Here is a 22,897-nt window from a genome sequence, read left to right on the forward strand (position 1 = left end):
GCTTGCTGCAATGGGCAACGCTCACTTTTTCCCTTTGGCTTACTGCGTATTTCTGATAGGCGCACATTCGCCCAAACGACTACAGCGAATCTGGATAGGGTGGATTGCCTTAGGCTCCTTGGCGGCCACCGCAGCGGACCTATACGGCCGGAGGATTATCAGCGGCATCGATTTTGGCCTCGAAGACACCACTGTTGGCCCGCTTCCTGCCTTCGCCTCCGTCGTCATCATCGCGTGGCCGGTCATGGGCTTTTTCTTCCTGATTGGCACCAATGACCGTAAAAAGCGTGAGGACCAGCAGCTGCTGGTTGAACGTGCGGAGATGGCTGGCGCGGTAGAGCGCAACCGCATTGCTCGCGAGATGCATGACATTGTGGCGCATAATTTAGCGGGCGTTATTGCCCTTGCCGACGGCGCCCGGTTCGCCGCTGCCAAAAATTCCGCAGCGGCCACAGAAGCCTTGGAAACCATCGCCTCTACCTCCCGCGATTCCCTCAAACAGATGCGCGGTTTGCTCTCCGTATTGCGTGATGGCGATTCCCGCGCCGATACCAAGGCGCCTGGTGCAAGCGATATTGCAGGACTTATTTCGGAAGCGCGCCGGACTGGTTTCGATATCACTGTGCACGGGCTGGAGGACCTGCCGACCGAAAGCGACGAGCTCTACCAGTTCACCGTCTACCGCGTGGTGCAAGAACTTTTGACCAATATGATCAAGCATTCGCGTGATAAAAGGGGAATACTGCGCTTTCGCTCTACCGGAAATGGCTTAGTACTTAACGCCGATAACCCGGCCGTTCGTACGCCGAATAGTCATAATCCTGGCTACGGCCTCGTCGGAATGAGCGAGCGCGTCAAAGCCTATGGCGGCAGCGTTGCTACCCGCACCGAGGATGGACACTTCTTTATTACCGTGGAGGTACCCAATGACTAACCCTGAGCAGCCAACAGGTGCGCCCGCTGGCCCCATCCGAATCGGTCTAGTCGATGATCAGCCCCTCGTGCGCGCCGGGTTCGCCATGCTCCTTGGCTCCCAAGAGGATTTGGACGTTGCATGGCAGGCATCCGATGGCGATGAAGTCCTCGACCTCGCCCGCGCGCAACCTGCCGATATTGTGCTCATGGATGTCCAGATGGCCCGCGTCAATGGCATCGCCGCCACAGAAAGGCTGCTGCCGGAATTCCCGGACACCCAGGTCATTATGCTAACCACCTTCGATGACCAGAATTTTGTCCACGGAGCAATTTCCGCTGGGGCCTCCGGATTCCTGCTCAAAGACGTCGAACCGGAGGAACTCCTCGCCGCTATTCGTACCGTACATTCCGGCGAGGCCGTCCTTTCACCGCGCATTACCGCACAGGTGCTGCAGCAACTGCGCAGCGAGCAGTCTGCAACACAGCCCGATTCATATGCCACCCCCGTTGCGGCAGCAGCTACCGCCCCTCCGGCCGAAGATCTCACGCCACGCGAGCTGGACGTCCTCAAGCTGATCGCACTGGGGTATTCGAATACCGAAATCGCGGAGTGCGAGTTCGTCTCTATGGCCACGGTCAAGACCCACGTACGCCATATCTTGACGAAAACCGGCTCGCGCGACCGCGTGCATGCTGTGCTCTACGCCCTTACTCATGGCGTGGTTTCGGTGGAGGAGCTGCTGTCTCATCCCTAGGTATGACCTGCTAAATCACTCCCAAGGATGGTTACTTCGTGCTGGTCAGGCGGCACGATGGAAACATGCTCAAAGTTTCACACCTTTCCAAGAATTTCCGTTCCTTTAAAGCAGTAGATGACCTCTCCTTTGAGGTCCCAGATGGTCAAGTCACCGGCTTCCTCGGACCGAATGGTTCTGGCAAATCCACCACTATGCGCATGTGCGTGGGGTTGGAGAATCCGACTTCCGGCACCGCGACTTTTGATGGCACGCCCTTCCGCGGGCTGTCCAATCCCGCTACCATGGTGGGCACCTTGTTGGATGCCAACTGGTTCCACCCGGGCCGCAGCGCCCGAGCTCACCTGGGCTACATGGCCGCGTTGCAGGGCGTGTCCATGAACCACGTGGATGACACCCTGGACCGCGTCGGCCTTACCCAGGTAGCCGCCAAGCGCGTGGGCGGCTATTCGCTGGGCATGAAGCAGCGCCTGGGCCTTGCTTGTGCGCTCATCGGCGAGCCGAAGCACTTGCTGCTTGACGAACCCGTCAACGGCCTCGACCCCGAAGGCGTGCACTGGATGCGTGCCCGTATCCGCGAATTCGCCGAGGCCGGCTGCTCCGTGCTGGTTTCCTCCCACCTGCTTTCGGAAATGCAGCTCACCGCAGATCGCCTCGTGGTCATCGGCAAGGGCAAGCTGCTGGGAGAGGGCACCGTGGAGGAGTTCGTCAACGGCACGGGAGGCGCAAGCCTCGAAGTGATTGTGGACCAGCCCGATGAACTCCTGCGGCTGTTGCACGGCACCGATGCGGAGACCTCCTTTGACGGTGAGGTCCTGCGCGTGCGCGGTCTCGAAGGCTCCGACATCGGCCGCATCTGTCTGGATAACCGCATTCTCATCTCCAGCTTGGAACGCAAGCAGCCCTCCCTGGAAGAGGCCTACCTCGGCGCGACAGCCGACCACGTGGCCTACCGCTCCGTCTAAACGCACAACCCAACCTTAAGGACAGATTTCTATGAATACTGTGGTGTCAGAATCTCGCAAACTCTTTTCCCTGCGCTCTACCTGGGTCTACCTCGCCATCGTGGCACTCGGTATGGCCGCCGGCGGCGTGCTCATGGCCTGGGGCTATGAATTTAACGGCAGCGTGGATGGCAAATTCCAATCTAGTGATGTCTTAGCAGCTAGTGACCTCGCCATGGTGGTGATGATCTTTGCCTCTGCGATGATGGTCGGCGGTGACTTAGGAAAAGGAACCGTTGCATGGTCTTATCTTTCATCCAACCGTCGCGTTGGCATAGTGCTCAGCCAATTCGTAGTCATCCTGGTATCACTCTTGCTCGCGGCCACACTGGGTATAGCTGTAGGAACTTTGCTGATTGCGGCATTCGGCGGCGATATTGACTTCACAAGCTTTTATGAGTGGCCGGACTGCAACCGAGTGGTGTTTGCTTACCTGGAATGGACCGGCTTTAGCCTGCTGGCTATGGGGCTGGCTTTTCTCTTGCGTAGCGGAACATTTGCCGCAATGATCCTCGTGGTGGAATTCTTTGTGCTAGAAACTGCGCTTATGGCATTTGATACCTCCTGGGCAGAAGCGTTATTGAGCTGCCTGCCCTTCGCCAATATGCAGACCTTGGTCCTGGGTAGCGATTCGGGTCCCTTGGACCATTCCCGTGGCGTATCGGCTTTGATTCTGGGCGTAATGCTTGCAGTCTGCGTCGGTGGGGCGTGCATGGTATCCCGCCGCCGTTCTGTCGCCAAATAGTGCCCAGAAATAACTACGCTGGAGGGCATGAGTGATGCACTTTTTGCCCGCATAGAACCCATCCAGACCATGCGGGATGGCACGGTCAAGCAGGTCAACCCGTTCTCCGGGACCGAGGTGTGGACCGTGCCGGGCCGCGGTAACCGCCCCCTGTCCACACCGGTGGCTAACCCACAGCCCTTGCACGAAGAAGACTTCACCCACCGCTGCGCCTTTTGCTCAGGTCGCATAACTGATACCCCGCCGGAAAAGGCCCGCATCCTGCCTTCCGGCGGGATTGTGCGCGGATTGCCTTTGAGCGAATACGGCCACACCGTGCCGGCCTTTCGCCGCATCCCCAATCTGTTTGAAATCGTCTCTTATGACTACTGGCACGCCAACTACGGCTTCGACATGGATGCTGAGACCCGACAGCGCATGGACAACTACCTTGCCGATCCTGCCGGCCGGGAACATGTGCTCAATATCGTGCGCACGAAGCGAAAGGCAGCGCACCTGCCTGAGGCAAGCGAAGAGGAACTTATAGAACAGGCGGCGGGCTTCTTCGCAGGAGGCCACGATGTCATCGTGGCCGGCCGCCATTTTGAGCGCGGTGCACAGGATGATTCGCACGTGGTATCTTCCGGCACCCTAAGCGCCGAAGAGCACCTGCTTTTTATGCAGCTGACTATCGATGCCATGCGGGACCTCTACGAGCGCAACCGCTACGCACCCTATGTGGTGGCTTTCCAAAATTGGCTGCAGCCAGCCGGCGCTTCCTTCGAGCACTTGCACAAGCAACTCGTTGCCATCGATGACCGCGGCATGGCCTCCCACCGGGAGGTACAGATGCTGCGCAGCAATATGAACATGTACAACGAGTGGGCGGTGGACTATGCCGCTAGCCGCAACCTCATCGTTGCGGAAAATGACCATGGCGTTCTCTTCGCCGGCTTTGGGCACCGCTATCCCACCTTGGAGGTCTACTCCAAGTCCGCGACCTGTGAGCCGTGGCGGCAGTCAGAAGAGGAAATCCGTGCCATGAGCGACCTTGTTCACGCCGCCCACGCCGCAGTAGGCCGCGAGGTGCCCTGCAATGAGGAGTGGCACCACAAGCCTGCCGATGTCGACGTCGCTCAGCCATGGCGCATCCTCATCAAGCTCCGCATTTCCACCCTTGCCGGATTCGAAGGCGGCACCAAAATTTACCTCAACACCATCTCGCCCTGGGATTTGCGCGATAGGGTAGTAAGCCAGCTTTATCCCCTGCGCGAGTCCGGGCATGTTGCCCGCTCGGTCCGCGTGGCTACCGAATGTTCGGTACAGCGCAATAGTCTGCTGTATAACCCACAGCTGCGCTAGGTAAGCTGTGCTGAGTAGTTTGCGGTGGGCTTAGCGCTTGACGATGAGCGTGAGCTCACTCGACCCAGGCCCCGGCTCCTCAACTGTCATACCCGCGGCGCGCGCAATGGCGGCAACGTCGGCGGCGCAATAGGCGTCAGCAGGCGAGAGCGCTAACTCGCGGGCTAAAAGGCCCTTGTAGTGCTTATTGAAGTGGCTGACCACCTTGCGCGATCCATCGTCCTGCACGCTTTCCACCCGTACCGTTACCGCATCCTTTACGCGGCCGAGCTGCTGGTAGGTGCCCGAGCGCAGATCCACAATAAGCTCGTCTACCCCCTCGAGCGCCTGCGTAATCTGCTTGCCCCAGCGCGACTTCATGGTGCGGCCGCCAAGCTTCGAGCCTGCCGAAAGCCGGTAATGCGGAATGGGGTCGCTGGCGCGGAGGACGCCAAAGAGGGCGTCGCCAATAGCAAGGCGCTCCCATGTGGGCAGGGAAGGGGCATCCAAGGCATCAAAAAGCACGCCGGTATAGCGCAACACGGCCGGCATGGTGGGGGTGGTGAAAAGCCCCTGGTTGGATTCGGCCTCACCGCGTAGCTTTTCGGAAAGCTTGAGTACCTCCATGGCCTCGTCTACCGGAAGAGACTGCAGTTCAGCGGCAATTTCTTGTCGGGTGGCATGCAATTGCGGAAAGGACAGCTGGCTGAAGTCAAGGGGCTGTCCCGTACCGCCATGAGCTTTAGTTTCTGAAGGAGGGAGGATAATGAGCATATATACAGGGTAGCGGGGTATATTTTTGTGCATGATTACCCGCCTTTCTGAACTATTTCTCCGTACCCTCCGTGAGGACCCCGCCGATGCCGAGGTCCCTAGCCACAAGCTGCTCGTACGCGCCGGTTATGTACGCCGCGTCGCGCCGGGCGTTTATACCTGGCTGCCGTTAGGGCTGCGCACCCTGCGCAAGATTGAAGATGTAGTCCGTCAGGAAATGGACGCCATTGGCGGCCAGGAAATGCTCTTTCCGGCCCTGCTGCCGCGCGAGCCTTATGAAAAGACCAACCGCTGGGTGGAATACGGCGATAACCTCTTCCGCCTGAAGGACCGCAAGAACGCAGATATGCTGCTTGGACCTACCCACGAGGAAATGTTTGCTAGCGCGGTCAAGGATATGTATTCCTCTTATAAGGATTTCCCGGTCACGCTGTATCAGATTCAGACCAAGTACCGCGATGAGGAGCGCCCTCGCGCTGGTGTGCTGCGTGGCCGCGAATTCACGATGAAGGATTCCTACTCCTTCGACATGACCGATGAGGGCTTGGACGAGTCCTACGGCCGCCACCGCAAGGCGTATCAGAATATCTTCAACCGCCTAGAGATCGATTACGCCATCTGTAAGGCCACCTCTGGTGCCATGGGAGGCTCCGCCTCCGAGGAATTCCTCGCCGTCTCTGAGGTGGGCGAGGATACCTTTGTGCGCTCCACCGAGGGTGACTACGCAGCCAACGTCGAGGCCGTGGTGACCCCAGCACCGGCGGAGAAGGATATCGAGGGCCAGCCAGAGGCACAGGAGCATGACACCCCGGGAGCAGAGACCATTGAGAAGCTGGTCGAATGGGCCCAGGGCGCAGGCATTACTGTCGACGACCGCGAGGCCACCGCTGCAGATACCCTCAAGTGCATGATGGTCAAGCTCTTCCACCCGGCCGCGGAGAGCGAAGAGCGCGAGTCCGAGTTGGCGGCGGTTCTCATCCCTGGCGATCGCGAGCTGGATGAAAAGCGCCTCGAGGCCGCACTCGAGCCGGTGGAGTTTGAGTTGGCCGGGGACAAGGACTTTGCAGACAATGACTTCTTGGTCAAGGGCTATGTGGGCCCGCGCGCCTTGAACGCCAATGGCATCAAGGTCTTGGCCGATCCACGCGTGGTCAAGGGTACGGCGTGGATTACCGGCGCCGATGCGAGCGAGCGCCACGTGGTTGGCTGCGTAGCCGGACGCGATTTCACCGTGGATGAATTCATTGAGGCCGCAGAGGTTAAAGAAGGCGACCTGGCTCCCAATAACCAGGGCACCTTGACCTTGGAGCGCGGCATTGAGCTCGGCCATATCTTCCAACTGGGCCGCAAATACACCGAGGCCTTCGATGTCCAGATTTTGGACGAAAACGGCAAGCGCGCCGTTCCTACCATGGGATCCTATGGCATTGGTATCACCCGCATGCTGGCCGTCCTGGCCGAGCAGCGCCATGACGACAAGGGCCTCAATTGGCCAGTAGCTGTTGCGCCGTACCAGGTACACGTAGCCGTGGCTAACAAGGACGCCGCCGCCATGGAGGCCGGCGACAAGCTGGTAGAAGAGCTATCTGACAAGGGACTCGAGGTGCTCTTCGATGACCGCCCGAAGGTTTCCCCAGGTGTGAAATTCAAGGATGCAGAGCTCCTTGGCATGCCATTCGTGGCCATCTTGGGCCGTGCCTTCAAGGACGGCAAGATTGAACTGCGCATCCGCGGGGGAGAGACCCTCGAGGTTCCGGCCGAGGACATCGTGGACAAGATCCTCGAGCTCGTGCGCGGCTAATTGTCCTCGCACGGGCCTGCGGCGGGGTACCGTGGAAGGTATGAACTTTCAAAAGAATGGGCTTTCCACGGTGCTTTCAGCAATGGGCGTATTGCACTTTGTGAAGCCGAAGACTTTCGAATCCATTGTTCCGCCGCAGCTGCCAGGCCCTGCGCGCTTTTATAACTTTGCTTCGGGCCTGTGGGAGATTGCCACCGGTGCTTTGCTTCGCCGCCGCGCCACCCGCGGCTTCGGCGGTGCTTCCGCACTCGCGCTCTTTGCTGCGGTGTGGCCGGCCAATATGTACCACGCCTGGATTGAGCGCAAGGCAGGGTGGGCAAAGAAGCTCTACCACATCATCCGCCAGCCGCTGCAGGTGTTGTTGATGATGTATGCCTGGAATATCGCCAAGCATGAGGCATAAAGCCGTCTCGGCTGCATGCTAGCCAGTTAGGTCAAGCACAAAACCGGCCTCCTCCCTTACTCCGCGGGGTTTCGCGGGATGGGGAGGAGGCCGGTTTCGTGTTAAATGCCGAGGCTATAAACTAGCCGGCGACGGGGCCGCCGCAGTTAGGCCAAGCGCCAGCACCCTGGGTGGCTAGGACGCTTTCGGCCACGGCAATCTGCTGCTCGCGGGTTGCCTGGTCAGCGGTCGGGGCGTACTGAGTGCCGCCATTGGCAGCCCAGGTCTGCGGGTTGAACTGCAGGCCGCCCTGGTAACCGTTTCCGGTATTGATGTGCCAGTCACCGCCGGACTCGCAAGCAGCTACCTGATCCCAGGCGCTAGCCGGTGCGGCGGTAGCAGCAGGCGCGGCCAAGCCAGCAAGGCCGAGTGCTGCGGCGGATACGGTCAACATGGTCTTCTTAGAACGCATTGAGAGGAAACTCCTTCTCTTTGTGTCTGTTTAGCTTGCGGAATCTCCTGCAAGCTCATGGTGAACCAACCTACGCACGCTAGAGGAGCCGAAGCAATGCATAGGGCCGTAGAGGTTGCTGCCATTTCGCTGGCCCGTTGTCAGGGGATGGACAGGTGGGGGCTGGCCGGGGTGGTAGTGGTCTAGCGCATGCCGTGGGACTCTGCCGCGATGCCAATGAGCCACGTAACCCATTCCTGATCCGGGGATTCTTCCTGCGCTGCACCCGTTGCGGCAGCGGACCACTTGCGGCCGTCGTGTTCGGCAAGGCCATCGATAAAGGCCAGGGCGGAAGCAGAATCGTGGGGCAGTTCTTGCTCTCCGGAGGTATAGGCCGACTCCGGCTGCGGAATGTTGCCGTAACGGGCAAGTGCGTCCTGGAGGGCGTCGATGCGGCGATGATGAACAGCGAGGCGATGATCCACCTTATCCTCGTGCTCGGGGCCAACGTAGGCGCGGGCGAAATCTAGACCGTATACCTGCTCATACTCCCAGCTCAGAAGATCGGCAGCGCTTTTTTGCTCCGGTTGGGAAAGCTCGGGGATATCCGGGGCATCGCCGGGCAGCCAGGCATTGAGCGCGATGGCCTGCTCGGTAACTAGGGTGCGCGATTCAACGGTGACCTCATCGGCGGCCTCGGTGGTAGCGGAGGCGGCATTCTCCATAATTTCACCAGAGTCTGCGGCGTGATTGGCCTCGGTAGGGCGCTCTACCTCGCAGGAGCGTGGGGGATTGCCAGCATCATCCGTGCCGCATAGCCGCGTAATTTCGGCATACAGGGCGTCCGCCTGGGAGCTGCGCAGCCCTGCGGCATGGTCATCGACGCCGCTGAGGGACAAGGCGTCGGTTGCGGCGGCGTCGGCAAGCGCCAGCAGCCTGCTTTCTGGCCGCGGGCCAAAATAGTCGACGACGGAATCAACCGCTTGGCACCCAGCCAAGGCGGGCAGGGTGGCGGTTGTGGCTACGAGGGTCAAAGCTAAACGTCGGCGGTTCACGCAAAAGACTGTACCTCGTAGCACGTAGGCTAGTGGGCATGGCTTTCCCAGATGCACAACAATTGACCGATCTCCTGCAACCCAAACTGGCTGAGCGGGGATTGGACGTAGAAGATATTAAAACCACCAAGGCGGGAAAGAAATCCCAGGTCATTATCCGTATTGACGGCGATAAACGCCCTAGCTCCGATGTGCTGGAGGAAGTATCCAACGAGATTTCTGCCTTCTTTGATGACAAGGAAGCGCAAGGAGAGCTGAACTTCGGCGCCGGCTATACCTTGGAGGTCTCCACCCCCGGTGTGGACTTGCCGCTCACCGCCCCGCGCCACTGGCGCCGCAATCGGGGGCGCAAGGTCTCCTTTGACCTTGGCGATGGCAAGACTCAATCGGCGCGCATTGGCGCGCTTAACGACGCCGCCGATGCCGTAATCCTCATCACGGCAAGCAAAAAGGACGTGCAGGCGCGCGCCGAACGATTGGAAAACATTGCCCGGGCAGTGGTAGAAATTGAGTTTGCACAGCCGTCCGAACAGGAGCTAGAGGCAGTGCGAAAGACGTTTGAAGAAGCCGAGAATTAACCGGCAACCGAGAGGAATGACAAGTGAATATTGATCTACAGGCACTTCGTACCATCGAGTCCGAGCGCAACGTCCCCGTAAATGACTTGCTGGAAGCGATTGCGGGTGCCTTGTTGTATTCCTACCTGGATTACCGCGAGTCTAATGCTGGCGGCAAGGTAGAAGGCGCCAAGTCCCGCGTCGATATCGACGCCATCACCGGTGCGGTCAGCGTCATTGTCTCGGAGCGCGACCCAGAAACTGGGGAAGTAACCACCGAATACGATGACACCCCGGAAAACTTTGGACGCGTGGGCGCACAGGCCGTGCGCGAGGCCATCCTGCGCAAGTTGCGCGAGGCCGAGGCAGAGCGCACCTATGATTCCTACTCGGAGCTTACCGGCCGCGTTGTCAGCGGCATCGTCCAGCGCGATGCGCGCGCTAATGCCCGCGGCATCGTCGTGGTCCAGCTGGGCTCTGAGCTGGAGTCCCAGGATGGCATCTTGCTGCCGGCTGAGCAGATTCCGGGTGAAAAGCTCGAGCATGGTGACCGCATTAAGGCCTATGTCGTAGGCGTTAACCGCAATGGCGCCCAGGTACAGATCAATCTCTCCCGCACCCACCCGGAGCTGGTGCGTGGCCTTTTCGAGCTCGAAGTTCCCGAAGTTGCTGATGGCACCGTAGAAATGATTGCCATCGCCCGCGAGGCAGGACACCGTTCCAAGGTGGCTGTTGTGGGCCATGCCAAGGGCCTGAACGCTAAGGGTGCCTGCATTGGCCCGCGCGGTCAGCGCGTCAATAACATCATGCGCCAGCTTGGCGGTGAAAAGATTGACATTATCGACTTCAGCGAGGATCCAACGGTCTACGTAGGCAACGCATTGGCTCCCTCGAAGGTGGTCAAGGTCACCGTTGTAGACAACGAGGCGCAAATCGCGCGCGTGGTGGTGCCGGATTACCAGCTGTCTCTGGCTATTGGTAAAGAGGGGCAGAATGCCCGTCTTGCTGCCCGTTTGACCGGTTGGAAGATCGATATTCACTCGGACGCTGACGCTAATTAAGGATCTGCGCTTTTGTAGCGTAGGCTAGTAAACGGCCCAGTTGCAGATTGGGGCATATTGGCGACGCGAAAAGTAAGGAGTTGAATGTCTGAGAGAGTAAGACTCCGGACCTGCATCGCTACTCGCCGCCGCCTGCCAGATACGGACTTGCTACGGGTGGTCATTGACCACGATGATCCGCACGGCCGCCGTCTGGTAGCAGATCCACACCGCCGGCTTCCCGGCCGTGGGGCGTGGATTAGCCCCACTCTTTCTGCACTCGAGCTAGCGGAGCGCAAACGCGCCTTCAAGCGCGCGCTTCGAACGTCCGCACCCGTGGACACAGGTCAGGTACGGCAGTACTTGGAAGCGCATAGCGGACAGGTACCTAGCGTGGAAAACGCCGCGTTGGATTCGTACGAACCAGAGTTACAAAGGAAGACCGAACACTGATGAGCGCACAACGATGAAGCATCAGCGATGAAAGTCCTACACACCTAACTAGGGGTCAGGCCAGTTTCCGCGGCCTTGACTCCTAGTCGATACCAAGAGGAGACAAGTGCCCGGAAAGCTACGTGTTCACGAGCTCGCAAAGCAGCTCGGAGTAACCAGCAAGGAACTGCTCGCCACCCTGAAAGAACAGGGTGAGTTTGTAAAGACTGCTTCTTCCACCATCGAACCGCCGGTGATTAAGAAGATGCGAGCTCATTATGAAGCACAGTCGGGCGGCGATGACGCCGCCGAGAAGAAGCAAGACAATAAGCCTGCCAAGGGTGCCGCTAAGAGCACTACAAAGGAGGGCGCTCCTAAGCCAGGTGCGAAGGCCGCTGCACCCAAGCCGGGCGCAGAGGCGCCAAAGCCAGGCGCGAAGGCCGCTGGACCGAAGCCTGGCCAGGGCGCACCGAAGCCGGGACAGGGTGCTGCTGCTAAGCCGGGCGCAAAGCCAGCTGCCCCGAAGCCTGGTGCTAAGCCTGCTGCACCGAAGCCTGGCCAGGGCGCACCGAAGCCTGGCCAGGGCGCACCGAAGCCAGGACAGGCTGGCGGCAAGAAGTCGGGCGAGCGCCCGACCCCAGGCAATTCCATGCCTCGTCCAATGCCGAAGCCAGGCGGTTCCCGTCGCGTAGCCAATAACCCGTTCTCCACGGGTGGCGGCGACAACCGTCCGGGCCCCCGCCCAGGCGGCTCCAAGGGGCAGCGTGGCGGCAATAAGCCAGGCGATAACCGCGGTAAGCGCGGTGGCCAGAACGAGGGCGGAAATAACCGCCAGGGTGGCAATAACCAGGGCGGCGGCGGTCGTCGTCCATCCCCGGCCATGATGCCGTCCCACCCGAACCCTGCGTCGATGCCGTCTAAGGCACCGAGCGGCGGTGGACGTGGTGGTCGCGGTCGAGGCGGTCGCGGTGGTCCGAGTCACGGTGGCCCAGGTGGTGGCCGTTCAGGCGGTTTCCGCGGAGGCGGACGCGGCGGACGTCGCGGCGGCACCGCGGGTGCATTCGGCCGCCCAGGTGGCGCTCCACGTAAGGGCAAGAAGTCCAAGCGTCAGAAGCGCCATGAGTACGAGGAGCAGCAAAAGCATGTCGTAGGCGGCGTGCGCTTGCCAGACGGCAAGGGCCAGACCGTCCGCCTGCGTCGTGGCGCATCCCTATCTGACTTCGCCGAGAAGATCGGCGCGGATCCAGCAGCACTGGTGCAGGCACTGTTCAACCTCGGTGAAATGGTGACGGCAACCGCTTCCGTATCGGAAGATACGCTGCAGCTGCTTGGCTCCGAGATCAACTACAACGTCGAGGTCGTCTCCCCTGAGGACGAGGACCGCGAGCTGCTCGAGTCCTTCGACCTGAAGTTCGGCGAGGACGAAGGCGACGAGGAAGCACTGGAGAATCGTCCTCCAGTCGTCTCCGTTATGGGTCACGTTGACCACGGTAAGACCCGCCTGTTGGACGCCATCCGTAAGACCAACGAGGGCGCCCGCGAGGAAGGCGGTATCACCCAGGGCATTGGTGCCTACCAAACCACGGTGGACGTGGACGGCGAGCGCACCATCACCTTCCTGGATACCCCGGGCCACGAGGCCTTTACCGCCATGCGTGCCCGTGGTGCTAAGTCCACCGACTTGGCCATCCTCGTGGTTGCCGCCGATGACGGCGTCATGCCACAGACCGTGGAGGCCATCAACCACGCCAAGGCTGCTGATATTCCGGTCGTCGTGGCTGTGAACAAGGTGGATAAGCCGGAAGCTCAGCCGGATAAGATCCGTGGCCAGCTCACCGAGTACGGCCTGGTTCCGGAAGAGTACGGCGGTGACACCATGTTCGTGGATATCTCCGCGAAGCAGGGCAAGAACATTGACCAGTTGCTTGAGTCGGTCATCCTGACCGCGGATGCCGCCTTGGAGCTGACCGCTAACCCGGACATGGACGCACAGGGCGTGGCCATTGAGTCGCACCTGGATCGCGGCCGTGGTCCGGTGGCAACGGTCATCATTCAGCGCGGTACCTTGCACGTGGGTGACTCAATCGTCGTCGGTGATGCGCACGGTCGTGTCCGCCGCATGCTCGATGAGTTCGGCGAAGACGTCAAAGAGGCTGGCCCATCCCGTCCGGTGCAGGTCCAGGGCCTGTCCGGTGTGCCGGGTGCAGGCGATAACCTGCTCGTGGTGGAAGATGACCGCGTCGCCCGCCAGATTGCTAACCAGCGTGATGCGCGCAAGCGCTCTGCCCTGCAGGCCAAGCAGCGAAAGCGCGTCTCCCTGGAGGATCTGGACAAGGTATTGCAGGAGACTTCGACCCTCAACCTCATCCTCAAGGGCGACAACGCCGGTTCCGTCGAGGCACTGGAAGATGCCCTGCTGGATATCAAGACCGAGGACGAAGTCGAGCTCAACATCATCGACCGTGGTGTCGGTGCTGTGACCGAGACCAACGTATCTCTTGCAGCGGCTTCCGACGCCGTCATTATTGCCTTCAACACTCGTGCGGAGGGCAAGGCGACGGAGATGGCTACCCAAGAGGGCGTGGATATTCGTTACTACACGATCATCTACAAGGCCATCGAAGAGGTCGAGGCTGCGCTCAAGGGCATGCTCAAGCCGATTTACGAGGAACGCGACACCGGTGCTGCCGAAATCCGCGCCCTGTTCAAGTCCTCCGCGGTGGGTACCATCGCCGGCTGCATGGTTACCGAGGGCAAGGTTGTCCGCAACGGCAAGGTTCGCCTGCTGCGCGATAACAACGTCATCACTGCCGACGCCAAGATTGAATCCTTGCGCCATGAAAAAGATGACGCAACCGAAATCAAGGCCGGCTACGAGTGCGGTATGGTGCTCTCTTACCCGGATATTCAGGTAGGCGACATCATCCAGGCCTACGAAGAGGTCGAGGTTCCGCGTACCTAGTCCGCAAGCGGCGTAAATAAAATCGCCAGGTGTTTCCCCGATTGGGGAAGCCCTGGCGATTTTATTTGCAGCTTCTGCTGAACTTTAGTATTTAAACTATCTAGACAGGTTTACGACAAGTTGGGTTTGCTAATGCGTGCCTTGTTTAGCAGAGAAGTTGAGGAATGCAAGAAATTTTTCGGCCTTGATTTGGGGCTCACCAAGCAGGTCGAATACCCAGTCCTCAAGTGGGAGCATTTCCTTGTTGCCATCGTTGAACCGAAGGCCGATACTATTTTCCGTAGCCTCGCCGTGGGCCAAGTCCGACCACGTTCCAGTGCGTTTCGAAAGTAGCCATTGGCCCAAAACGTAGGTGATTCCTATTCTTCCTTCTTCGGCTTTTGTGCTGGAAGTGAGCAACCTGTGCAGTACCACTTCACTAATCTGTTCTTGATCGTTTAGCCACTCTTGCGTGAGTTTAGCCCTTTCGAGGCAGCTTGCTGCTTTGTTCGGAGCATCGGCGTGAAACTCATTTAAAGGCTGGGGCGTGACGCTCGCTGTTTCTGGCTTAGATTGGTTTTGGTCTTGCAAATCCTAGGTCCTTAGATGCCATACTCCGTTTCCCCAGTTGCTTTCGTAATTGCAACTTGCTCTTCTCGCCCAATTAGCTGTCGCTGGGTCTTTACGTAACTCCTTCAGCGATCTTTCACACTGATCTTTTGTGTCATAAAGGAAGTTTCCGATGTCGGCGGTGGCAATATTTGAGGAAAGAAGGGGGGAAAATGCTGATACAATCGCGATGATTAGGGTCCTCATTCTGCTGCGTGTATCTAGCATTCTTGAATACCGTCCATTCGCTTTGTCGGAGACCATTCAAAGTTCCTCCGCGAATGTGCTTTTACCAACAGGCATTGTGTGTCGAAATCAAATGCAACGAATACTTTGACGTTCATATCAAAATCGCAATCGTTATAGACTTGAATTGCGCCCTTTTCCTTCTCAGAATGAATGCAAGCAGGAACAGGATCTCCCGGGCTTCTTTCCCCCTGTGGAATATGGTTGCAGGCTTGGGGCGCCGTCAGAATCTACATTGAGAATGACGAATTGAGGGGGATCGTTAAGCGTTTCATTTGTGGCAGAGGCTGGAGGGACTGCAAAGCCGCCGAGGATACAAGCGGCGGTAGTGATCGATGCGGCTATTTTATAAGGTTTCACGTTTCTCCATTCAAGCTCGTGGTGGGGTGAAACACTTTTGACCATAGTTTCGGAAACGTTTTAATTCAAGGGGTCCATAAGATATATATATATGGTTTTATTGCATGTTCGAGATCCTCAGAATTGCCTTCATGTGCAGTTAATTTTCTGCCACAGGACATGCATGCGGAGTAATGTAAGATGGACACAATTTTATAGATCTTGGTAGAGATCGATAGTTCGACGGAGAGGGAGTTGCACCATGGTTGACCACGCGCGTGCTGCACGAATGGCCAAGCGTATTAAGGAAATCGTGGCGAGTGCCATAGAACGCGAGATCAAGGATCGCCGCCTCGAGTTGGTGACCATCACAGATACTCGAGTGACGGGCGACCTGCACGATGCCACCGTTTTTTATACCGTGCGCGGAAAAGACATTGACTCCGAGCCAGACTTCGCACAAGCAGAAGAAGCCCTCAAGCGCGCTAAAGGTCAGCTGCGCAAGATTGTGGGCGATCAACTCTCGGTGCGGTTTACCCCGACGCTAACCTTCGAGGTCGATACCGTTCCGGAGGCCTCTGCTCATATGGAAGAACTTCTGGCCCGTGCTCGCGCCCGCGATGAAGAACTGGCAAAGCTGAAGGAAAACGCCCAGCCGGCAGGGGATGCGAACCCGTATAAGACCTCCGATGAAGACGAGGCTTAAGTGACTAAGAAGCAATATGAGCCGGCAGTTGCCGCTTTGCACGATGCTCACAGCATCTGCATTGTGACGCACCTGCGGCCGGATGCCGATGCCATCGGCTCTGCTGCGGCGTTGCTGCTCGCGCTGCGCCAACGGGGCAAAGACGTGTGTGCCGTTGTGGGCCAGGAGCGGGAAATTTCCCGTAACCTTTACACCATTCCTGCCGCCGACGACGTCACCACTAGCCTTAAGCTGCCGGAAGGCTATGACCTCTACGTCACCGTTGATTGTGGTTCTTTGGACCGAACGGGGTTCTTTGCGGATCGGATTGATCAGCTAGCCAAGCAGGGCCGAGTTCTGTGCATTGACCATCATTCTTCTAATCCAGGATTCGGTGCCATCAATGTCGTGGATACTGAATGCGAATCCACCACCGTGGTGTTGCTGAGCATCTTGGATTCACTGGAGATTCAGATTGATCGTCATATTGCGCACTGCTTATATGCCGGTTTGATGACTGATACTGGCAGTTTCCGCTGGGGTAGGCCGGCTATGCACGATATTGCCACCCGCCTCATGCACTACGATCTCGATACCAAGCAGATCGCAGCTGACCTTTTAGATTCCACCACTCCGGACGATCTGCAGATGATCGGTAGGGTATTGGCCGGTTTGCGCCTCGAAGAAGCAGGGGAGCATACCCTTGGCATTCTCGTCGCGCGGCTGGAAGATATCCAGGGACATTCCGATTCGGCTGTCGAATCACTAGTGGAGTTCGTTCGCGCGCTAGAAGGAACCACCGTCGGCGTGGTGTTTAAGGAACAAGCTCCGGAGGTGTGGGCGGTTTCCTTGCGTTCTTCTCGCATTGATTGTTCTTCGGTAGCGCTTACCTTCGGCGGCGGCGGGCATGTACCGGCCGCAGGTTATACCGCCCACGGGGCGCCGGAAAAGATTATTAAGGAATTGGTGGCCGCTATCCAATGAGAAATAGGCAGACGGATGGAATGAACGCTCAGGATCGCTCCACCGCCGGCACGGTAACCGCACGCGAGGTCTTTGGCCTCGCGTTTCCCGCGCTTGGCGTACTTGCGGCCATGCCGCTCTACCTTTTGCTAGATACCGCGGTTGTCGGTCGTCTTGGTGCCCAAGAGCTTGCCTCGCTTGCTGCAGCCACCACAATTCACTCCGTGGTGACGACGCAGTTGACTTTCTTGTCCTACGGCACGACTGCTCGCTCTGCCCGTCTCTTTGGCTCCGGCAAGCGCGAAGCGGCGGTTGCAGAAGGCGTGCAGGCCACCTATGTGGCTCTAGGAGTAGGCGGGCTGCTCGCGGTAATCATGTGGATTTTCGGCGGAGTATTTGCCCGCGCCTTAACCGGTGATCCCACCACGGCCGCCGGTACGGCCTTGTGGCTGCGCATCGCAGCACTGGCTATTCCCGTTACTTTGGTGGAGATGGCCGGAAATGGCTGGATGCGCGGTGTCCAAGATACGAAGAAGCCGCTGTACTTTACCTTGTCTGGCATGATTCCCGGCGCTATTGCGGTGCCCATCTTCGTCCATTTCTGGGGGCTGGCAGGCTCGGCTATTGCCACGGTATTAGGCATGAGCATTATTGCTGCGCTATTCGTCCGCGAATTGCATAAGGAACACACCGGCTCCTGGCAATTTCAATGGCATGTGGTACGCGAACAGCTCATATTAGGCCGCGATCTCATCCTGCGTTCGGCTAGTTTCCAGGTGGCCTTCCTTACCGCCACGGCTGTGGTTTCCCGCGTTGGTACCGCTTCTTTGGCCGGTCACCAGATCATGATGCAGCTGTGGAACTTCATGTCCCTCATCTTGGATTCGTTGGCCATTGCCGCGCAAACATTGACTGGTGCGGCCCTTGGTGCTGGCTCTGCGCGGCACGCACGCAGCGTGGGCAGCAAGGTGGCGTTGTACTCTACGATTTTCTCTGGTCTCTTGGCTGTCGTATTTGCTGCTGGTGCAGGGATTATTCCGCGCATCTTCACCTCCGCTCCGGAAGTGCTCGATGCCATCTCCCAGCCGTGGTGGATCCTGGTAGCCATGGTTATCGGCGGTGGCGTGGTCTTCGCCTTCGATGGTGTCTTGCTGGGCGCGGGCGATGCTGCGTTCCTGCGCACGCTGACCATTTCTTCGGTCCTGGTGGGATTTTTGCCGGGCGTTATCTTGGCGCACTTCATGGGTACAGGCTTAACCGGCGTGTGGTGTGGCCTCGCCGCTTTCATTGCTTTCCGCATGGTGGGTGTGGTCTACCGGTTCCGTTCGATGAAATGGGCCGTAGTACAGAAGCGCTAGCTGCGCTAAAGTGGGCGTGTTCATACTCTCGCGCGGTGCTCGGCTCCGTGCAGCGCGCAGACTCTAGGAAGGCGGGTGAGAAACCTATGCCAACAGTGTGGGCGGTTTCTGACCTGCATGGAGCGGTCAAAACCAATAGCGAGCGCATTGATCAGCTCACCCCGCCCGATCCCGCAGATTGGCTCATCGTGGCCGGGGACGTTGCAGAACGCACCGATCTCATTATTCGTATTTTGCGCCAGCTCAATGATCGCTATGCCAGGGTTATCTGGGTGCCGGGTAACCATGAGCTATTCTCCCGCTCTCAGGACCGCTATCAAGGTCGAGATAAGTATGCGCACCTGGTGGAAAGGTGCAGGGAAATTGGAGTTATTACTCCAGAAGACCCGTATCCGGTATTTCACGGGACTACCATCGTTCCGCTATTTACTTTGTATGATTACAGTTTCCGTCCGCATGGCCTTAGCGTGGACGAAGCCATTGACGCGGCGCGCGCAAAACAACTGATGATGACCGATGAGTTCGCCATCGCCCCCTTCGTAGACGTGCGGGCGTGGTGTTGGGACAGGTTGGCCTATTCCATCAAGCGCCTTTCCCGAGTACATGGTCCTACCGTGCTGGTTAACCATTGGCCGTTGGTCCAAGAACCAACCATGCTGTTGCGCTTTCCGGAAATTGCCTTGTGGTGCGGAACCAGGCATACGCGGTCGTGGCCGCGGCGCTATAACGCGGAGTCGGTCATCTATGGGCACCTGCATATGCCGTCTCGCATGAATGTGGATGGCGTTGACCACATCGAGACGTCATTGGGGTATCCACGCGAATGGCAGGGGCGCGACAGCGCCCAGGCGTGGCCGTATCCGGTACTGCGTTCTTTTGAAGGGGAGGAGGCACGATGATGTATCCAGAGCTATTTCCTGAAAGTGCGCGCTATTGCTATGTACGCACGGATTCGGGTTACGCGGATTTGGCTAATTTTGAAGGCCTCGCGGCCGAAGAAAAGTCTTTGGTTTCCCAGGCCGTTGATGTACGCAAGGCCGAGTTCGGTGATGCTCGGTGGTGTGCGCACCGAGCCTTGCAGGAATTGGGGGCCAGCCCGGCGACGCCGATTTTGCGCGGTGAGCGCGGCATGCCGCTGTGGCCAGAAGGTTTTGTAGGCTCGATGACGCATACCGAGGGGATGCGGGCTGCGGTGGTTGCCCCTACCTCATCCTTAAAATCCGTAGGCCTGGATGCAGAACCCGCCGAACCGCTGCCGGATCATGTGCTCACCATGATCGCCCGGGCGGGGGAGATGCCGCAGCTTTTGCGGCTGCGTGAGGCGGGGATTACCTGCCCGGATCGTTTGCTCTTCTGCGCCAAAGAGGCCACGTATAAGTCGTGGTTTCCCATGACCTTTCGCTGGCTGGACTTTGACCAAGCAGAAATCGACCTGCGCGAGGATGGCACGTTAATTTCCTATATTTTGGCTAGGCCCACACCGGTGCCTTTTATCACCGGGCGCTGGGTAATCAGAGATGGCTACGTTATCGTCTCCACCTCGGTTCCGGCTTTAGACTTTAGCCACTAAAGGGTAGAGGGCCGTGCCACAAATACGGTGGCTAGGCGCTTGCCTTTTTCTTTAATGAGCGCCACGGCTTGGCCATTAGGGGCCACAGCAGCGTGGACGCCCTTGAGTCCGCGGGGCTCAAGCCACTTGCCCATGGCGAGGGCGGCTGCCTCCTCCTCCGTGACGGAAAGGACGGGGAAGCAGCGAGCCAAGGCCTCATCCAAGCTGAGGGAAAGGCGAGGGGAATCGGCAAGGGCGTCGAGCGAGAGGGCGTCGGCAAGCGCAAAAGGGCCCACCTTAGTGCGACGCAAGGCGGTCAGGTGCCCGCCCACCTGCAGGGCCTCGCCCAGATCGCGGGCCAGGGAGCGAATATAGGTGCCGGAAGAGCAATCCACCGTGACGTCAAGATCGATGTAGTCGCCCTCGTGGCGCTCTGCCAGAACGTCAAACTTATCTACCGTTACTGGGCGGGCGGGAATGTCTACCTCCTGGCCCTCGCGTACTAGCTCATGGGCGCGGCGGCCGTTAATTTTAATAGCGGATACGGCCGCGGGCTTTTGCATAATATCGCCGGTGAGCTTGGCAATCTCTGCCTCGATTGCGGTGCGGTCAATGGCCGCAGCGCTAGCGCCCCAGCAGTGTTCTCCTTCGGCGTCATCGGTTGTGGTGGCGGCGCCGAGGCGAATGGTGGCGTCGTAGGACTTAGTGGAGGCAACCATGTGGGCCAAGAACTTGGTGCCACGCTCCAAGCCAAGGACAAGCACGCCGGTGGCCATGGGGTCTAGAGTGCCGGCGTGGCCTACCTTCTTGGTGTGAAAGTACCTGCGTAGGCGGCCGACAACATCGTGGGAGGTCATGCCGGCGGGTTTGTCTACGATGACGAGTCCGGAGTTTGCGAGCGCATCAGTCATAGCCTCTAAGTCTATGCTCTACGATGGTCTGCGTGGATATTTGGTACGGAATCGATGACATCCCTGCGGAAGTGGGCCCAACGTCAGTAACCATCGGCGTCTTTGACGGCCTGCACCGCGGCCATCAGCAGCTCATCTCCGCCTGCGTGGAGCATGCACGCGCTCATGGTGAGCGCCCTGTCATGGTGACCTTTGACCCGCACCCGGTGTCGGTATTCCTCCCGGAGCGTGCGCCCCTGGCGGTGCTGAGTTTTGAACGGCGACTGGAATTGGCCGAAGAGATGGGCATTGCAGCCGTGCTTGTTATTGACTTCACCCGCGACCTTGCTGGGGTGGAGCCACGTCCCTACGTAGAGGATTTATTGGTAGGAAAGCTCGCAGCACAGCACATCGTGGTAGGCGAGAACTTCACCTTTGGCGCCGGCGCGACCGGAACCGCCCAGGCTATGCAGGACTTTGGTGCCGAGTTTGGCTTTAGTGTGGACATCGTTCCGCTGCTGGATGATGAGGGCGTGCGCATTTGCTCCACCCACATTCGTGAGTGCCTTGCGCAGGGGGATATCGAATCCGCTAATTGGGCGCTCGGTCGCCATTTCACCGTGACCGGGCCTGTAGTGCGTGGCGCAGGACGTGGTGGCAAGGAGCTCGGATTCCCCACAGCCAATCAGTATTTCCCGGATACGGTGGCCATCCCGGCCGATGGTGTGTACGCGGGCTGGTTCATCGTCCACTCTGACTCCTCTATCGAGGGGGATATGCGCCCTGGCGTGGCCTATGCGGCCGCTATTTCCGTAGGTACCAACCCCACCTTTGGCGATGAGGAGCGCTCCATTGAGTCCTTCGTGCTCGACCGCGACGCTGACCTGTACGGCTACGAGGCTACGGTGCACTTTGTGGGCCACCTGCGCGATATGGTGAAGTTCAATTCCGTAGACGAGCTACTTGAGGCCATGGCCAATGATGTAGCCAAGGCCCGCCAGGTGCTTGCTGCCGACGCGAAGGCGCAGGGCTGGACCGCGAAAGACTACTTCCTGCGGGAGAAATAAATGAAGGCGATTCTCGATCTTGATACCGGCATTGATGATGCCCTAGCGCTGGCGTACGCCATCGCCCATCCGAACCTGGACCTAATCGGCGTGACCTGCACGTACGGCAACGTGACCGTGCCCTTAGCCGTGCGCAATACACTGGCCCTTCTAGAGCTACTGGGCCACGACGATATTCCAGTCTTTGCCGGGCCTAGCCCGGATGGGTTTCGGCCAAGCGAGATTTCTTCCTTTATCCACGGCCACAACGGCGTGGGGGAGGTCCTTCTTCCGCCGGCAACCACCCAGGCGCAGTCCCAACCAGCGGCCGAGTTTCTCATCGAAGCTGTGCACGAGCACGGCGATGATCTAGTAATCATTCCGACCGGCCCGTCCACCACGATTGCTGCGGCCATGCAGCAGGCCCCTTCCTTTGCCGCGGCCGCGCACCTGGTGATGATGGGTGGTGCTCTTACCGTACCTGGAAACGTCACGCCGTGGTCCGAGGCCAATATCTCCCAGGACCCGGAAGCTACCGATTACCTCTTCCGCCACACGAGCGATACCACCATGGTGGGCTTGGATGTTACCTTGCGCACCCTTTTGACCACGGCGGAGTCCGCTCGTTGGCGCGCTACCGGCACCCACGCCGGCCGCATCTTTGCGGATATGGTGGACTATTATATCCGCGCTTATGCCACCACATCGCCGCACTTGGGCGGGTGCGGTTTGCACGATCCATTAGCCGTTGCGGTGGCGGCAGATGCCTCGCTTGTCGACGTCCTATCTATAAACCTCAAGACGGACACCACCGGCCCTACCCGTGGACGGACAATCGCGGATGAAAAGCGATTGGATGCGCCGCCTACTGCCCGGGTGGCTGTGGGCGTGGATAGTGAGCGCTTTGTGCGGGAGTTTGTCGGACGACTTGAGGCGCTCTTCAGCGAGCTCTAAAAGCACAGCCTAGAAGCCGTGTGGTTTTGATTTTCTCTGCCTGAGCGCTGTAAGGTATTTCTTTGGCTTAGCGACTGCGGTTCACA

At 58.8% G+C, this 22,897-nt stretch carries 23 protein-coding genes; 18 read left to right on the top strand and 5 right to left on the bottom strand.

What is annotated here, in order from left to right; translation table 11 throughout:
- Positions 1-118: 118 nt before the first annotated feature.
- From I6J28_RS06840 to I6J28_RS06860, 5 genes are all read left to right on the top strand, one after another.
- On the top strand, positions 119-934 hold the full coding sequence (locus I6J28_RS06840; RefSeq protein ID WP_239454573.1) for a sensor histidine kinase: 816 nt from the start codon (positions 119-121) through the stop codon (positions 932-934).
- Positions 927-1,670, top strand: coding sequence for a response regulator (locus I6J28_RS06845; protein ID WP_204608577.1), 744 nt, complete (start codon positions 927-929; stop codon positions 1,668-1,670). The genes I6J28_RS06840 and I6J28_RS06845 overlap by 8 nt, the downstream gene beginning before the upstream one ends.
- 65 nt (positions 1,671-1,735) lie before the next feature.
- Positions 1,736-2,635: an ABC transporter ATP-binding protein gene (locus tag I6J28_RS06850; RefSeq protein ID WP_204608580.1), complete on the top strand. Its 900-nt coding sequence runs from the start codon at positions 1,736-1,738 to the stop codon at positions 2,633-2,635.
- Between the two features lie 31 nt (positions 2,636-2,666).
- On the top strand, positions 2,667-3,419 hold the full coding sequence (locus I6J28_RS06855; protein ID WP_204608583.1) for an ABC transporter permease: 753 nt from the start codon (positions 2,667-2,669) through the stop codon (positions 3,417-3,419).
- Positions 3,420-3,446: 27 nt separating this feature from the next.
- A complete protein-coding gene (locus I6J28_RS06860) occupies positions 3,447-4,760 on the top strand; it encodes a DUF4921 family protein (RefSeq protein ID WP_204608586.1) in 1,314 nt (437 codons plus the stop codon).
- Between the two features lie 30 nt (positions 4,761-4,790).
- Here the strand turns inward: I6J28_RS06860 and yaaA are convergent, their stop codons facing one another.
- Complete coding sequence (gene yaaA, locus I6J28_RS06865) at positions 4,791-5,513, bottom strand: peroxide stress protein YaaA (RefSeq protein ID WP_204608589.1); 723 nt, start codon at positions 5,511-5,513, stop codon at positions 4,791-4,793.
- 31 nt (positions 5,514-5,544) lie between these two features.
- On the opposite strand from yaaA, the gene I6J28_RS06870 reads away from it, so the two are divergent.
- Positions 5,545-7,314, top strand: a complete 1,770-nt coding sequence (locus tag I6J28_RS06870) for a proline--tRNA ligase (protein ID WP_204608592.1) — start codon at positions 5,545-5,547, stop codon at positions 7,312-7,314.
- Between the two features lie 40 nt (positions 7,315-7,354).
- Positions 7,355-7,717 carry a DoxX family protein gene (locus I6J28_RS06875; RefSeq protein WP_204608594.1) on the top strand — a complete coding sequence of 121 codons (363 nt, stop codon included), beginning with the start codon at positions 7,355-7,357 and terminating at the stop codon, positions 7,715-7,717.
- Positions 7,718-7,838: 121 nt separating this feature from the next.
- On the opposite strand, the gene I6J28_RS06880 is transcribed toward I6J28_RS06875, so the two are convergent.
- Positions 7,839-8,168 carry a transglycosylase family protein gene (locus tag I6J28_RS06880; protein ID WP_049377454.1) on the bottom strand — a complete coding sequence of 110 codons (330 nt, stop codon included), beginning with the start codon at positions 8,166-8,168 and terminating at the stop codon, positions 7,839-7,841.
- A 182-nt stretch (positions 8,169-8,350) separates the two neighbouring features.
- Positions 8,351-9,202 (bottom strand): DUF4439 domain-containing protein, encoded by an 852-nt coding sequence (locus I6J28_RS06885; RefSeq protein ID WP_204608596.1) that lies wholly within the window; start codon positions 9,200-9,202, stop codon positions 8,351-8,353.
- A gap of 38 nt (positions 9,203-9,240) precedes the next feature.
- On the opposite strand from I6J28_RS06885, the gene rimP reads away from it, so the two are divergent.
- From rimP to infB, 4 genes are all read left to right on the top strand, one after another.
- The gene (rimP, locus tag I6J28_RS06890; protein ID WP_005325182.1) at positions 9,241-9,780 is read left to right on the top strand and encodes a ribosome maturation factor RimP; all 540 of its coding nucleotides are present in this window, start codon (positions 9,241-9,243) and stop codon (positions 9,778-9,780) included.
- A gap of 23 nt (positions 9,781-9,803) precedes the next feature.
- Positions 9,804-10,820: a transcription termination factor NusA gene (gene nusA / locus I6J28_RS06895; RefSeq protein WP_204608598.1), complete on the top strand. Its 1,017-nt coding sequence runs from the start codon at positions 9,804-9,806 to the stop codon at positions 10,818-10,820.
- An 84-nt stretch (positions 10,821-10,904) separates the two neighbouring features.
- On the top strand, positions 10,905-11,252 hold the full coding sequence (locus I6J28_RS06900; protein WP_204608600.1) for a YlxR family protein: 348 nt from the start codon (positions 10,905-10,907) through the stop codon (positions 11,250-11,252).
- Between the two features lie 106 nt (positions 11,253-11,358).
- Positions 11,359-14,193 (top strand): translation initiation factor IF-2, encoded by a 2,835-nt coding sequence (gene infB / locus I6J28_RS06905; RefSeq protein WP_204608602.1) that lies wholly within the window; start codon positions 11,359-11,361, stop codon positions 14,191-14,193.
- A 129-nt stretch (positions 14,194-14,322) separates the two neighbouring features.
- On the opposite strand, the gene I6J28_RS06910 is transcribed toward infB, so the two are convergent.
- Complete coding sequence (locus tag I6J28_RS06910) at positions 14,323-14,763, bottom strand: hypothetical protein (RefSeq protein ID WP_005325175.1); 441 nt, start codon at positions 14,761-14,763, stop codon at positions 14,323-14,325.
- 865 nt (positions 14,764-15,628) lie between these two features.
- Here I6J28_RS06910 and rbfA point away from each other — a divergent pair.
- The 5 genes from rbfA to I6J28_RS06935 all read left to right on the top strand — a co-directional run bounded on the left by rbfA (position 15,629) and on the right by I6J28_RS06935 (position 19,942).
- Positions 15,629-16,072 (top strand): 30S ribosome-binding factor RbfA, encoded by a 444-nt coding sequence (gene rbfA, locus I6J28_RS06915; RefSeq protein WP_150851478.1) that lies wholly within the window; start codon positions 15,629-15,631, stop codon positions 16,070-16,072.
- Positions 16,073-17,035, top strand: coding sequence for a DHH family phosphoesterase (locus I6J28_RS06920; RefSeq protein WP_204608604.1), 963 nt, complete (start codon positions 16,073-16,075; stop codon positions 17,033-17,035).
- Between the two features lie 20 nt (positions 17,036-17,055).
- A complete protein-coding gene (locus I6J28_RS06925) occupies positions 17,056-18,372 on the top strand; it encodes an MATE family efflux transporter (protein WP_204608606.1) in 1,317 nt (438 codons plus the stop codon).
- 86 nt (positions 18,373-18,458) lie between these two features.
- Positions 18,459-19,271: a metallophosphoesterase family protein gene (locus I6J28_RS06930; RefSeq protein WP_204608609.1), complete on the top strand. Its 813-nt coding sequence runs from the start codon at positions 18,459-18,461 to the stop codon at positions 19,269-19,271.
- On the top strand, positions 19,268-19,942 hold the full coding sequence (locus tag I6J28_RS06935) for a 4'-phosphopantetheinyl transferase family protein (RefSeq protein WP_204608612.1): 675 nt from the start codon (positions 19,268-19,270) through the stop codon (positions 19,940-19,942). The genes I6J28_RS06930 and I6J28_RS06935 overlap by 4 nt, the downstream gene beginning before the upstream one ends.
- On the opposite strand, the gene truB is transcribed toward I6J28_RS06935, so the two are convergent.
- Positions 19,939-20,832, bottom strand: coding sequence for a tRNA pseudouridine(55) synthase TruB (gene truB, locus I6J28_RS06940; RefSeq protein WP_204608615.1), 894 nt, complete (start codon positions 20,830-20,832; stop codon positions 19,939-19,941). The two genes, I6J28_RS06935 and truB, sit on opposite strands and share 4 nt — an antisense overlap.
- Before the next feature lie 23 nt (positions 20,833-20,855).
- Between truB and I6J28_RS06945 the strand changes: the two genes are divergently transcribed.
- Positions 20,856-21,878 (top strand): bifunctional riboflavin kinase/FAD synthetase, encoded by a 1,023-nt coding sequence (locus tag I6J28_RS06945; RefSeq protein ID WP_204608618.1) that lies wholly within the window; start codon positions 20,856-20,858, stop codon positions 21,876-21,878.
- Positions 21,879-22,811, top strand: coding sequence for a nucleoside hydrolase (locus tag I6J28_RS06950; protein ID WP_204608621.1), 933 nt, complete (start codon positions 21,879-21,881; stop codon positions 22,809-22,811).
- Positions 22,812-22,897 lie beyond the last annotated feature (86 nt).

Source organism: Corynebacterium tuberculostearicum, from assembly GCF_016894265.1.
Taxonomy (GTDB): domain Bacteria; phylum Actinomycetota; class Actinomycetes; order Mycobacteriales; family Mycobacteriaceae; genus Corynebacterium; species Corynebacterium tuberculostearicum_D.

What these genes read in the sequence shown, in the direction of transcription:
- I6J28_RS06845 (WP_204608577.1), top strand. Translation starts at nt 927, where the DNA reads ATGACTAACCCTGAGCAGCCAACAGGTGCGCCCGCTGGCCCCATCCGA.
- I6J28_RS06850 (WP_204608580.1), top strand. Translation starts at nt 1,736, where the DNA reads ATGCTCAAAGTTTCACACCTTTCCAAGAATTTCCGTTCCTTTAAAGCA.
- I6J28_RS06855 (WP_204608583.1), top strand. Translation starts at nt 2,667, where the DNA reads ATGAATACTGTGGTGTCAGAATCTCGCAAACTCTTTTCCCTGCGCTCT.
- I6J28_RS06860 (WP_204608586.1), top strand. Translation starts at nt 3,447, where the DNA reads ATGAGTGATGCACTTTTTGCCCGCATAGAACCCATCCAGACCATGCGG.
- yaaA (WP_204608589.1), bottom strand. Translation starts at nt 5,513, where the DNA reads ATGCTCATTATCCTCCCTCCTTCAGAAACTAAAGCTCATGGCGGTACG.
- I6J28_RS06870 (WP_204608592.1), top strand. Translation starts at nt 5,545, where the DNA reads ATGATTACCCGCCTTTCTGAACTATTTCTCCGTACCCTCCGTGAGGAC.
- I6J28_RS06875 (WP_204608594.1), top strand. Translation starts at nt 7,355, where the DNA reads ATGAACTTTCAAAAGAATGGGCTTTCCACGGTGCTTTCAGCAATGGGC.
- I6J28_RS06880 (WP_049377454.1), bottom strand. Translation starts at nt 8,168, where the DNA reads ATGCGTTCTAAGAAGACCATGTTGACCGTATCCGCCGCAGCACTCGGC.
- rimP (WP_005325182.1), top strand. Translation starts at nt 9,241, where the DNA reads ATGGCTTTCCCAGATGCACAACAATTGACCGATCTCCTGCAACCCAAA.
- I6J28_RS06900 (WP_204608600.1), top strand. Translation starts at nt 10,905, where the DNA reads ATGTCTGAGAGAGTAAGACTCCGGACCTGCATCGCTACTCGCCGCCGC.
- rbfA (WP_150851478.1), top strand. Translation starts at nt 15,629, where the DNA reads ATGGTTGACCACGCGCGTGCTGCACGAATGGCCAAGCGTATTAAGGAA.
- I6J28_RS06925 (WP_204608606.1), top strand. Translation starts at nt 17,056, where the DNA reads ATGAACGCTCAGGATCGCTCCACCGCCGGCACGGTAACCGCACGCGAG.
- I6J28_RS06930 (WP_204608609.1), top strand. Translation starts at nt 18,459, where the DNA reads ATGCCAACAGTGTGGGCGGTTTCTGACCTGCATGGAGCGGTCAAAACC.
- I6J28_RS06935 (WP_204608612.1), top strand. Translation starts at nt 19,268, where the DNA reads ATGATGTATCCAGAGCTATTTCCTGAAAGTGCGCGCTATTGCTATGTA.
- truB (WP_204608615.1), bottom strand. Translation starts at nt 20,832, where the DNA reads ATGACTGATGCGCTCGCAAACTCCGGACTCGTCATCGTAGACAAACCC.
- I6J28_RS06945 (WP_204608618.1), top strand. Translation starts at nt 20,856, where the DNA reads ATGGTCTGCGTGGATATTTGGTACGGAATCGATGACATCCCTGCGGAA.
- I6J28_RS06950 (WP_204608621.1), top strand. Translation starts at nt 21,879, where the DNA reads ATGAAGGCGATTCTCGATCTTGATACCGGCATTGATGATGCCCTAGCG.